General features: G+C 70.9%; 12 protein-coding genes. 4 read left to right on the top strand and 8 right to left on the bottom strand.

Annotation, left to right across the window (positions count from 1 at the left end; translation table 11 throughout):
* Positions 1-39 precede the first annotated feature (39 nt).
* Positions 40-249: a methyltransferase gene (locus tag LBN7_RS13035; protein WP_116635448.1), complete on the top strand. Its 210-nt coding sequence runs from the start codon at positions 40-42 to the stop codon at positions 247-249.
* 25 nt (positions 250-274) lie between these two features.
* On the opposite strand, the gene pheA is transcribed toward LBN7_RS13035, so the two are convergent.
* Positions 275-1,225, bottom strand: a complete 951-nt coding sequence (gene pheA / locus LBN7_RS13030; RefSeq protein ID WP_341947527.1) for a prephenate dehydratase — start codon at positions 1,223-1,225, stop codon at positions 275-277.
* A 69-nt stretch (positions 1,226-1,294) separates the two neighbouring features.
* On the opposite strand from pheA, the gene LBN7_RS13025 reads away from it, so the two are divergent.
* Positions 1,295-1,840 (top strand): DUF4287 domain-containing protein, encoded by a 546-nt coding sequence (locus LBN7_RS13025; protein ID WP_407359879.1) that lies wholly within the window; start codon positions 1,295-1,297, stop codon positions 1,838-1,840.
* Here the strand turns inward: LBN7_RS13025 and LBN7_RS13020 are convergent.
* The gene (locus LBN7_RS13020; protein WP_407359878.1) at positions 1,825-2,697 is read right to left on the bottom strand and encodes an AraC family transcriptional regulator; all 873 of its coding nucleotides are present in this window, start codon (positions 2,695-2,697) and stop codon (positions 1,825-1,827) included. The genes LBN7_RS13025 and LBN7_RS13020 overlap by 16 nt on opposite strands.
* Positions 2,698-2,782: 85 nt before the next feature.
* Between LBN7_RS13020 and pgm the strand changes: the two genes are divergently transcribed.
* A complete protein-coding gene (gene pgm, locus LBN7_RS13015) occupies positions 2,783-4,432 on the top strand; it encodes a phosphoglucomutase (alpha-D-glucose-1,6-bisphosphate-dependent) (protein ID WP_341947524.1) in 1,650 nt (549 codons plus the stop codon).
* Here the strand turns inward: pgm and LBN7_RS13010 are convergent.
* The 6 genes from LBN7_RS13010 to LBN7_RS12985 form a co-directional block, all read right to left on the bottom strand.
* The gene (locus LBN7_RS13010; RefSeq protein ID WP_407359877.1) at positions 4,429-5,532 is read right to left on the bottom strand and encodes a glycerate kinase; all 1,104 of its coding nucleotides are present in this window, start codon (positions 5,530-5,532) and stop codon (positions 4,429-4,431) included. The two genes, pgm and LBN7_RS13010, sit on opposite strands and share 4 nt — an antisense overlap.
* A complete protein-coding gene (locus LBN7_RS13005; protein ID WP_407359876.1) occupies positions 5,529-6,599 on the bottom strand; it encodes a LacI family DNA-binding transcriptional regulator in 1,071 nt (356 codons plus the stop codon). The genes LBN7_RS13010 and LBN7_RS13005 overlap by 4 nt, the downstream gene beginning before the upstream one ends.
* Before the next feature lie 28 nt (positions 6,600-6,627).
* Entirely contained in the window at positions 6,628-7,392 is a 765-nt protein-coding gene (locus tag LBN7_RS13000) for a sugar phosphate isomerase/epimerase family protein (RefSeq protein WP_407359875.1), read from the bottom strand.
* A gap of 85 nt (positions 7,393-7,477) precedes the next feature.
* On the bottom strand, positions 7,478-8,344 hold the full coding sequence (locus tag LBN7_RS12995) for a sugar phosphate isomerase/epimerase family protein (RefSeq protein WP_407359874.1): 867 nt from the start codon (positions 8,342-8,344) through the stop codon (positions 7,478-7,480).
* Positions 8,341-9,546, bottom strand: coding sequence for a dihydrodipicolinate synthase family protein (locus LBN7_RS12990; protein ID WP_407359873.1), 1,206 nt, complete (start codon positions 9,544-9,546; stop codon positions 8,341-8,343). The genes LBN7_RS12995 and LBN7_RS12990 overlap by 4 nt, the downstream gene beginning before the upstream one ends.
* A 4-nt stretch (positions 9,547-9,550) precedes the next feature.
* The gene (locus LBN7_RS12985; protein ID WP_116635443.1) at positions 9,551-10,714 is read right to left on the bottom strand and encodes a Gfo/Idh/MocA family protein; all 1,164 of its coding nucleotides are present in this window, start codon (positions 10,712-10,714) and stop codon (positions 9,551-9,553) included.
* 118 nt (positions 10,715-10,832) lie between these two features.
* On the opposite strand from LBN7_RS12985, the gene LBN7_RS12980 reads away from it, so the two are divergent.
* Positions 10,833-11,333 carry a hypothetical protein gene (locus tag LBN7_RS12980; protein ID WP_407359872.1) on the top strand — a complete coding sequence of 167 codons (501 nt, stop codon included), beginning with the start codon at positions 10,833-10,835 and terminating at the stop codon, positions 11,331-11,333.
* The last annotated feature ends 2 nt before the right edge of the window (positions 11,334-11,335 follow it).

Raw genomic sequence — 11,335 nt, 5'->3', positions numbered from 1 at the left:
GTCACCGGCCGTGTCATGGCAGTGGAAGGAGTTCCGACGATGAGCAGCACCAAGACCCTCGCCCTCTGGGTCGCCTACGGATCGAACGGAGTGGTCGGCAGCATCCGCCACGACGAAGACGGCTACGTCGTCACGATGACGGGATCGGATGCCGCGACGGGCACGTACCCGAGCCTCGCATCCGCCAAGGGCGCCCTGCACTCCCACATGGCGCCGGGCAGCGACTGGCCGCGCTTCCAGGAGCACTGACCCGGCGCCCGCCCGGGCGTGAGGGTCAGGCCTCGGGCTCGCCCGAGAGGATGCCGCGCAGCCAGTCGCGCGCTTCGACGAACACATCGTCGGCGTAGCGATCGGGGTACTGCACGATCTGCCGATCCGCGCGGGGGTAGGAGCCGAGGAAGACGACGCGCGGGCTGAATCGGCGGATGCCGAGCAGTGCGTCCGCCATCCGCTCATGCTCGATGTGGCCGTCGGCATCGATCACGAACCGGTAGCGGCCGAGTTCGTCGCCGATCGGCCGCGACTCGATCAGCGACAGGTTGATGCCGCGCGTCGAGAACTGCTCGAGCATCTCGAGGAGCGATCCGGGGTGGTCGTGCGGGAGCTCGACGATGAGCGAGGTCTTGTCGGCACCGGTCGGCTCGGGCGGCGTCGTGGTGCGGGTGACGAGCACGAAGCGCGTCACGGCCTGCGCGTTGTCGCCGATGCCCTCGGCCAGCACGTCGACGTCGTAGTGCTTCACGATGCCGGGCGCCGCGATGGCGGCCTGCGCCGGAAGCGTGCCGTCGAGCACGCCGATCGCGGACGCCACGTTGCTGGCCGCCGGCACGTGCGAGTGCGACGGCACGTGCGCGCCGAGCCAGCCGTGGCACTGCGCGTAGGCGACCGGGTGCGCCGCGATGACCTCGACCTGGTCGAGCGTGGTGCCGCGCGGGGCGACGAGCACGAAGTTCACGCGCACGAGGTACTCGCCGATGATCCGCAGACCCGGCAGCGTCGCGAGAGCGTCCTGCGTGGTGGAGACGCCGCCCTCGATCGAGTTCTCGATCGCGATCATCGCGGCGTCGCTGCGCCCCTCGAGCACGTCGTCGAGCGCTTCCCCGACGTTGTGCACGGGGCGCCAGTCCTGCCCTCGCGCCTCGGCGACCTGGTCGAGTGCCGCCTCCGTGAAGGTTCCGGCGGGGCCGAGGTAGCTGTAGGTGCGGCGTTCAGTCACGCGTCTCACCTTATCCCTCGCGTGCGGAGGTCAATTCCGTACAATCGCGCACCGGGCGAAGCCGCCTAGTCTTCGGACATGGAAGTGGATGCTGCGACGCAGACGATGATCGACAATCTCCCCGCGCGCACCGGGCGGGAGCTCCCCGACTGGTTCGCGGAGCTCGACGCCGCGGCGATCGACCGGCATGCGGCGGCCGTCGCGTTCCTGAAGACCGAGCACGGGGTGACGCACGGCTTCGCCAACCTCATCGTGAAGCTGCACCGGTCACAGGGGGCCGACGTCTCGGCGGACGGCCTCGTCGACGCGCAGTACGAGGGCCGGAAGGCCGCGCTGCGCCCGGTGTACGAGCGCCTCGTCGCCGCGGCATCCGCCTTCGGAGATGACGTCGAGGTGTCGCCCAAGAAGACCGGGGTCTCGCTGCGCCGAAGCAAGCAGTTCGCGCTGATCGAGGCGCCCAGCGCCACGCGGATCAGCGTCGGCCTCAACCTGCGCGGAGCCGCTCCTACCGGTCGCCTGCGCGCAGCCACGGGGATGTGCACGCACCGGGTGGACCTGACCTCGGTCGACGAGGTGGATGCCGAGCTGACCGGCTGGCTGCACGACGCCTACGACCGCGCCTGAGCCGAATCGGGGATCTCGTCGAGCGGCACGAAGTAGGCGGCATCCGGTCCGAACTCGGCGATCCGCCGGTGGTACTCGGTGGGCGTCCATCCGCAGAACCGGCGGAAGGCGCGGATGACGTGAGGCTGGTCGTAGTACGCCGACGCCCCGGCGAGCGCCGTCCAGTCGGGAGCGGCGACGGGCCCCGGCGCAGCCTCTTCGGCAGCGGCGTCCGCGATCGCCGCTCCGAGGAAGCGATGGAACCGGTCGACCTGCGCGTACTCCTTGGGCGTCAGGCCGGTGACGCTGCGGAATCGGGAGATGAGCGTGCGGTGCGAGACGCCGGCGGCACGCGCGAGATCGCCGATGAGGCGCTCCGGCTCCTCGCGCAGCGAGGCGAGCGCGTGCCGCACCACCTCGTCGGGGCGCCAGTCGACCGCTCGCTCCACGAGGAAGTCCTGGAGCACGTTCAGCGCGGCCTCCGCAGACGCCTCGCCGCGCAGCGCCGCGACCAGCCGGTCGCTGCCCGGCACGACGGCGGTCGCATCCTGCACACGCCGCGCGACCTGCGCACCCGGCGTGCGCGTCAGGATGCTCAGCCCCTCGGGCCGCAGCTCGACCCCCACGTGCCGGATGATCGGCGGCGATTCGATCACGAGATACTCCGTCTGGATGCCGGAGAGGAATGCGGCGGAGACCACGGTCCCCCGACCGTCGCGGTCGTACAGCGCATAGGGGTCGGAGAGGTTGACGATGAAGTGGACGAACGGGAGCGGCAGGATCTTCTCGTAGCGACGCTCCCGCGGCGCCTCGAGGAACCAGAGGCGCGAGACCGCCTGCTCCAGTCCTGCGGGAATCGCCCGCTCCTCGTAGATCACGAGGCCACAGTAACGTGACGCCCGTATCGCGACCAGGCGTGTCAACGGGGATGCACTCCGGCCGCCCAGAGGGCAGACTGTGGGGATGACGAGCCGTGCCGGCCTCCCCGCGGAGGACACTGACCTGATCGACGTCGACGAGCTGATCGCCGCCTACTACGACCGCGTGCCGAACCCGGAGGTCGCCGCCGAACGGGTCGTCTTCGGCACCAGCGGCCACCGCGGCTCTTCGCTGTCGAACAGCTTCAACGAGACGCACATCCTCGCCACCACGCAGGCGATCGTCGACTACCGCGCCTCGCAGGGCATCACCGGCCCGCTGTTCCTCGGTCGCGACACCCACGCCCTGTCGCTGCCCGCCGAGCGCAGCGCGATCGAGGTGCTGCTCGCCAACGGCGTCGACGTGCGCGTCGACTCGCGCGACGCGTGGGTTCCGACTCCGGCGCTCAGCCACGCGATCCTCACGTACAACCGGGTCCTCGGACCGGCCGAGGGCAATGCGGGCCGCGCCGACGGCATCGTGGTGACGCCGTCGCACAACCCGCCGCGCGACGGCGGCTTCAAGTACAACCCGCCGCACGGCGGCCCCGCCGACACGGATGCCACGGGCTGGATCGCCGACCGTGCCAACGAGCTGATCGCGAACGGACTCGAGGGCGTGAAGCGCGAGCGCTTCGCCGACGTCGACTGGGACGCGATCACCGGCTACGACTTCCGCGACGCGTACGTGCGCGACCTTCCCTCGATCATCGACATCGACGCGATCCGCCGCGCGGGTGTGCGCATCGGCGCCGATCCGCTCGGCGGAGCATCCGTCGAGTACTGGGCGCTGATCGCCGAGGTCCATGACCTCGACCTCACGGTCGTCAACCCCGAGGTCGACCCGACCTGGCGATTCATGACGCTCGACTGGGACGAGAAGATCCGGATGGATCCGTCGTCGCCGTCGGCGATGGCGTCGCTGGTCGCCAAGAAGGGCGATTACGACGTGCTCACGGGTAACGACGCCGACGCCGACCGGCACGGCATCGTCACCCCGGATGCGGGTCTGATGAACCCGAACCATTACCTCGCGGTCGCGATCGACTACCTGTTCTCGCACCGGAACGAGTGGCCGCGGGATGCGGCCATCGGCAAGACCCTCGTGTCGTCGATGATCATCGACCGCGTCGCGGAGTCGCTCGGCCGGCGCCTGCTGGAGGTGCCCGTCGGGTTCAAGTGGTTCGTGCCGGGTCTGCTCGACGGCTCCGTCGCGTTCGGCGGCGAGGAGTCCGCGGGGGCGTCGTTCCTCCGCAAGGACGGCTCCGTCTGGTCGACCGACAAGGACGGCATCCTGCTCTGCCTGCTCGCGGCCGAGATCATCGCCGTGACGGGCAAGACCCCCTCGGAGCGCTACGCCGAGCTCGAGCAGGCCTTCGGCTCCTCGGCCTATCAGCGCGTCGACGCCCCCGCGACCCCCGACCAGAAGGCGACGCTGTCGAAGCTGGCGCCGGATGCCGTGACCGCGACGTCGCTCGCCGGCGAGGAGATCACCGCGAAGCTGTCGCACGCGCCGGGCAACGGTGCGGCGATCGGCGGTCTCAAGGTGCAGACCGAGCACGCCTGGTTCGCGGCGCGCCCGTCGGGCACGGAAGACGTGTACAAGCTGTACGCCGAGAGCCTGCGCGGCCCCGAGCACCTCGCCGAGGTGCAGGCCGAAGCCCGTGCGGTCGTGTCGGCGGCACTCGGCGGCTAGCTCCTGCGGGCGAGGGCCGCGCCGGCCTCGCGCAGCCAGCGGGCGGGCTCGGCGAGGGCGGCATCCGAGGATCCCGCCAGGTCGGTGAGCGAAGCGGATGCCGTGAACAGGCTGGTGTCGGAATCGGCGGTGATGCGTCCCGCGGCGAGCATCGCCCTGGCACCGGCCTCCGCGGCGAGCGAGGCGATGAACGACGGGACCTTGCCGTCGCCGGACTGACCGTCGTACGAGCCCTCGCCGGTGATGACCACGTCGGCGTCGGCGATCGCATCGGCGAGGCCGATGAGCTCCGCCACCTCGGCGGCTCCGGGGGCGAGCACGCCTCCCCAGACGACGAGCGCCCCTCCGGTGCCGCCGGCCGCGCCCGTGCCCGGCAGATCCGCGTCGAGCCCGAGGAGTGCCGCGAGCTGTCCGAGCCCACGGTCGGCGAGAGTGATGTCGGCGACGGAGTTCAGCCCCTTCTGCGGGCCGAAGACGGCGGACGCGCCACGCGGGCCGACCAGGGGGTTGGTGACGTCGGTGAGCACGAGCACGTCGGGCGCGGCGCGCAGACCCGACAGATCGATCGAGGCGATGTCGGCGAGCCCACGGGCACCGCGCGCGACGGGGGCGCCCGCGGCATCGAGGAATCGGGCGCCGAGAGCTGCGAGCATCCCGGTCCCGCCGTCCGTCGAGCCGCTGGACCCGATGCCGACGACGACCCGCGAGACGCCGTGGTCGAGAGCGGCGGCGATCGCCTGCCCGAAGCCGGTCGTGTCGGCATCCCAGGGGCGGAGCGTGTCGAGCAGCTCGATGCCCGACGTCGAGGCGAGATCGATCACGGCGGTCCCGCCTGCCGCGTCGGCGGTCGGCGGCAGAAGCAGCCACGACGTGTCGATCTCCGCGCCGGTGGGCCCCTCGACCGTGACGGGCATGCGCCGGGAGCCGGGAACCGCCGCCTCGAAGGCCGCGATCGTTCCTTCGCCACCGTCCGCCATCGGACGGTGCACGAACTCCGCGCCGGGGTCGACCTCGGTCCATCCGGCCTGCAGGGCGACCGCGGCATCCACCGCCGTGATCGTCCCCTTGAAGCTGTCCGGAGCCAGCACGATCCGGGTCATGCCATCGCCTCCGGGGTGCTCGCGCGAACGACGACCTCGAGCGGCAGCGGCGGCTGCTGCCAGTCCGGATCGACCGTCGCGCGGAAGGCCTGATAGCCGACCTCCGTCAGAGGCACCCGCACGGTCGTGAGGGCCGGGGTGACGTCGCTGCTGGACGGCACGTCATCGAAGCCGCAGACGGCGATGTCGGCGCCGACCTGCCTGCCGGCGTCGCGGATCGCGGACATCGCGCCGATCGCCACCACATCGCTGATCCCGAACACGAGCGTCCCTTTCTGCACACCCTCGGCGAGGGCCTCGCTCATCGCGGCGGACCCGGATTCCCGTCGGAAGTCGCCGCGCAGCACGCGTTCGACGGTTCCCCCCGCGGCCTCGAAGCCCGCGCGGAAGCCGTCGAGGCGCTCATCCGAGGTGCGCACGCCCTCTGCCGCGCCGATCACGACGGCCGTGCGGTATCCGAGCTCCGCCATGCGGCGCCCGAGGGCCTCGGCGCCTGCCCTGTTGTCGATCTCCACTCGGCGCTCGCCGAGACCGTCCGGTCCGAACGTGACCGTGCGGCCGCCCAGCCTGGTGTATTCGCCGAGCTCGCGTGCGGTCTCCGCTTCCATCGGCTCCTCGGTGCGCGATGCCGCGAGGATCAGCCCCTGAGGTCGTTGTCCGCGGAGCGCGCGGACGATCCTGGCCTCCCGCGCGGCGTCGCGCTCGGTGATCGCGATCGTCACGACCAGGCCGTGCTCATCCGCGCCGCGGGCGACGCCGGAGGCGATCAACCCGAAGTAGGGGTCGGCGATGTCGGCGACGAGCAGCGCGATCACGGGCGATGTCCCGCGGGCGGTGGCCTGCGCCGAGACGTTGGCGGTGTAGCCGAGGTCTGCCGCTGCCGCCTCCACCCGCGCGCGGAACGACTCGGCGACCTTGCGCTCCGACCCGTTCAGGACCCGCGAGGCCGTGGCGAGAGAGACACCCGCCGCTCGGGCGACGTCGTGCAGCGTCGCCGCGGCTCCTCGAGCGGACCGTCCCGCGCGCGAGGCGGACGCAGGACCCGGGGGCGGCGGAGACGCGCTCATGATCGAGAGCCTACTGGGAGGAGCACGCTCACCCGAGCCGTCCGACGTAGGCGCGCAGCGCGGCGGCTTCCCCGAGGAGCATCTCCGGATCATCACCCGGCACGAACTCGATCAGCGCGTCGCGGGGTGGGTCTGCGACACCCTTCGCCTCGGCGAAGAACCGGGTCCAGAGCGAGTCGCGCGCACGGAGCGGCAGCCGCTCGGTCGCCGGCCACCAGGAGAAGACATGGACGGCGCTGGTGCGGTCGGCGAGCGCCCGATACTCGTCGATCGCGGTGTCGACCGATGCGTCGACGGTCGGCTGCCAGTAGGTGCTCAGGCCCGGATCGGCGACGTCGTCCAGCAGACGCAGGGTGGTGGGCGCCGTGTCGGCGAGCGTGCCGGAGTGGAACTCGAGGGCGAGACCGATCCCTCTCGCGCTGGCTTCGGATGCCGCGGCCTGCAGCCGCTCGACCACCGCCGCCCGGTCGCCCGCCGTGGCCTCGCCGGAACCGACCGAGCCCGCCCAGATCCGGATGCGATCGGCACCGAGCGCCTCGGCGCTGTCGAGGACCGGGGTGAGAGGCTCATCGGCTCCGGCGCGGAAGTAGGAGCCGTACGAGGCGACCGCCAGCCCGGCATCCGTCGTCGCCTTCGCCACCTGCGTCGCGCGGGCGATGTCGCCCGGAGGCACGTGCACGTCGCCGCCCCACTCGATCGCGTCGAGCCCGGCATCCGCCACCAGCGCGATGATCCGCTCCGGCGTCAGGCCGCGGAACGTCACCGAGCACAGTCCCGGCCTGATCACGGTCATGCGTTCATCCTCTCGTGATTCCCTGGGTCCCTGAGCCTGTCGAAGGGCCGACCCGAGGACGCTTCGACAAGCTCAGCGACCCAACTCAGCGCAGGTGCGGGGAGACCGCCGCGGCGAAGGTCTCCGCCGTCCGGCGCACGACGTCCTCCGGCGCATCCGCCCAGATGTCGGCGTTGAAGAGCTCGACCTCGATGTCGCGGTCGTACCCGGTCTCGATCACCGCGCGGGTCAGCGAGCCGAAGTCGATCACGCCCTCCCCGGTGTAGTGCCGCGACAGCAGCACGTCCGCGGCGAGCGGCGTCCTCCAGTCGCACACCTGGTACGTCGCGATGCGCCCCTCGCGGCCCGCACGGGCGATCTGCTCGAGCACCTGCGGATCCCACCAGATGTGGAACGTGTCGACGGCGACGGCTGCGACCTCCGGGTCGAAGTCGGCGGCGATGTCGAGCGCCTGTCCGAGCGTCGAGACGACGGCCCGGTCGGACGCGTACATCGGATGCAGCGGCTCGATCGCGAGCGTCACTCCCGCAGCCTCGGCGTCGGGGGCCAGTGCGCCGATCGCGTCGCGCACCCGTTCGCGCGCGCCGATCAGATCGCGCGACCCCTCGGGAAGTCCGCCGGCGACGAGCACGAGCACAGCGGTCGATCCGTCGGCGCCGGCGGCGGCGAGCGCCGCGGTCTCCTCGATCACCCGGCGATTGTCGTCGAGCGCGGCGTCGCGGGCCGGGCCGGCCGGGAGGGTGAAGAAGCCACCCCGGCAGTGCGTCGTGAAACGCAGGCCGGAGTCCGCCAGCATCCGGGCGGCGACGTCGAGCCCGACCTCGTTCACCGGCTCGCGCCAGAGGCCGATGGCCTGGATGCCGGCATCAGCGGTGACCCGCAGCGCCGTCGCCAGATCGGCGTGCTTGATGGTGGCCTGGTTGATCGAGAGGCGGGGGTCGGGGCCGGTCATACGTCCACTCCGTCCAGTCGCAGCATCCCGTGCCAGCGCTCGCGGGCGAGCTCCGGGTCCTCGAGAGCGAGGGAGGCGTTCGCGAGCTCGACGATGCGGCTCAGGTGCGGCAGGCTCCGCGCCGAGTGCAGGCCGCCGACCATCTGGAACGCGGGCTGGTGGCCGTTGAGCCAGGACAGGAAGGCGACACCCGTCTTGTAGTAGAACGTCGGCGCGGCGAAGACCTGCCGACTGAGCTCCTCCGTCGGGCCGAGGATGCGCAGGTACGACTCGTGGTCGCCGGCGTCGAGCGCCTGGATCGCCGCGGACGCCACCGGCGTGATCGCCGCGAACGCGCCGAGCAGAGCGTCGGAATAGATGCGTGCAGGACGTTCCGTCGCGCTCGCTTCGCTCCCGCGTTCGACGACCGACGAGCCGCCGATGAGGCTCACGTAGTTGAAGTCGTCGCCGGTGAACATGCGCACGCCCTCCGGGAGGCGCTCGCGCACCGCGATCTCGGACTCCGCATTCAGCAGGCTCATCTTGACGCCCGCGACCTTGCCCGGGTTCTCGCCGATCACCTCGAGCAGGACCTCGGATGCCGTCTGCCAGTCCTCCGCCCCGAAATATCCCGCCAGCTCCGGGTCGAATGCCGTGCCGAGCCAGTGCAGCACCACGGGGACCGTCGCCGACTCGAGCACCGACCGGTACACGCGCCGGTAGTCGTCGGCACCCGTCGCGATCCGCGCGAGGTGACGCGAGGCCATCAGCACGGGGCCGGCGCCCTGCTCCTCGGTGAAGTGCAGCTGCTCCTTGTAGGCATCGATGACCTGCTCGAGCGAGACGTGCGTCTCAGCGAGATGGTCGGTGTTGACGCCGACCACGACGGAGCCGCCCTCTTCCCGGGCGACCTCGGCGCTGCGCGCGATCAGCTCGCGGGTCGCCGCGGCATCCAGACCCATGTTCCGCTGGGCGGTGTCCATGGCGTCGGCGACGCCGAGCCCCCACGAGTACACGTTCCGCCGGAAGGCGAGCGTCGAATCCCAGTCGATGTCGGCGGGCTGCCCCGGAGTGTTGTCGGCATGGGTCTTCGGCACGACGTGCGCGGCCGCGTAGGCCACGCGGCTCTGCAGAGCGGATGCCGGGCGGGCGAAGGCGCCGCCCGCGTTCAGCTCAGCATCCGTCACCGAGCCGTCGGCCGCGAGGAGTCGGAGAGTGCTCATCGGGTCAGTCCAGGCTCAGGGTCGACAGCGCGATCTTGCGACCCTCGGCACTCGAGGTCAGGCCGGCCTCGGCGAACTGCACCCCGCGTGCGCCCGCGAGCAGGTCGAACGGGTAGTCGGTGCCCTCCACGAAGGAGACCAGGTACTCCTCCCACTGCTGGCGGAAGCCGTTCAGGAACACCTCGTTCGTCGGCACGGTCTGCCAGTCGGCGTCGTAGTCGCGGGTGTCCTCCAGGTCGGGGTTCCACACCGGCTTGGGCGTGGCGTTGCGCGGCTGGATCTTGGCGCCGAAGAGGCCGACCACCGCGGATCCGTGCGTGCCGTCGACCTGGAACTCGACGAGCTCGTCGCGGTTCACGCGCACGGTCCACGAGGAGTTGATCTCGGCGATGATGCCGCCCTCGATCTCGAAGATGCCGTACGCGGCGTCCTCGGCGGTGGCCGTATAGTGCTCGCCCTTCTCGTCCCAGCGATCGGCGATGTGCACCGCCGCCTGCGCGTAGACGCTCTTCACCTCGCCGAACAGGTTCTCGAGCACGTAGTTCCAGTGCGGGAACATGTCGCTGATGATGCCGCCGCCGTCTTCGGTGCGGTAGTTCCAGCTCGGGCGCTGGGCGGGCTGCCAGTCGCCCTCGAAGACCCAGTAGCCGAACTCGCCGCGGACCGAGAGGATGCGTCCGAAGAACCCGGAGTCGATCAGGCGCTTGAGCTTCTGCAGACCGGGGAGGTAGAGCTTGTCGTGCACGACACCCGTCTTGACGCCCGCGCTCTCGGCGAGGCGGGCGAGCTCGAGCGCCTCGTCGAGCGACTCGGCGGTCGGCTTCTCGGTGTAGATCGCCTTGCCGGCGGCGATGGCCTTGCGGATCGCCGTGGCACGCGCCTTGGTCACGAGGAAGTCGGCATAGATCTCCCACTGCGGGTCGGCGAGGGCGGCGTCGAGGTCGGTCGTCCAGTCCTCGATGCCGTGCTTCGCGGCGAGCTCGGCGAGCTTGGCCTCGCTGCGTCCCACGAGGATCGGCTTCACCGTGATGCGGGAGCCGTCGGGCAGCTCGATGCCGCCTTCTTCGCGGATGGCGAGGATCGAGCGCACCAGGTGCTGCCGGTAGCCCATGCGCCCGGAGACGCCGTTCATGATGATCCCGATCTCGCGGGTGGGGGTCTGCGTCATGGTGATGGTCCGTTCTCTGGAAGTGGGTGCGCCCCGAGATGGGTAAGCGCTTTCCGAGATCATGGCATGAACCGTCGGATGCCGCAACCCGCCCGCCGATCTCGCTACGCTGGATCTGATGTCGATCGAATCGTTGTCGCCCCCGCAGAGACGGCGGCGGCGGCGTGCTCGATGGCTGATCGCGATCGCCGTGGTCGTCCTCGTCGCTCTCGTCCTGTTCACGATGGGCCAGAGGTCGTGGCTCACGACCAACGTGACGATCTCGCTGAGCTACGTCGCCGACGACGGGCAGACATACTCCTGCACGTACGACTACCGCACGTCGGAACGCCTGCCGATGCCCGCCGACATTGCCGAGAGCATGAACGAACGGGACTGGTCCCAGACCGGTCAGCTCATCTACGAACGGGCAAAGGACCACCCGGCCGAGCACTGGACGACAGACGATGAGCTGCCCGCGGACGACCCCGGGTCGACACGGGCGGAGGCATCGTGGTCCCTCGCGATGGACGAGTATGTCAAGTTCCCCCCGTGGCACATCGACACGGAGGACGGGCGCGAGCACGAGCTGTGGTCGGAAGCGCGACCAGGGAGCAACTGCGAGGACGGCCTGCGATAGGC

Source organism: Microbacterium sp. LBN7 (genome assembly GCF_045690345.1).
Lineage (GTDB): Bacteria > Actinomycetota > Actinomycetes > Actinomycetales > Microbacteriaceae > Microbacterium.
This window is presented reverse-complemented; position numbering and strand designations above follow the sequence as displayed.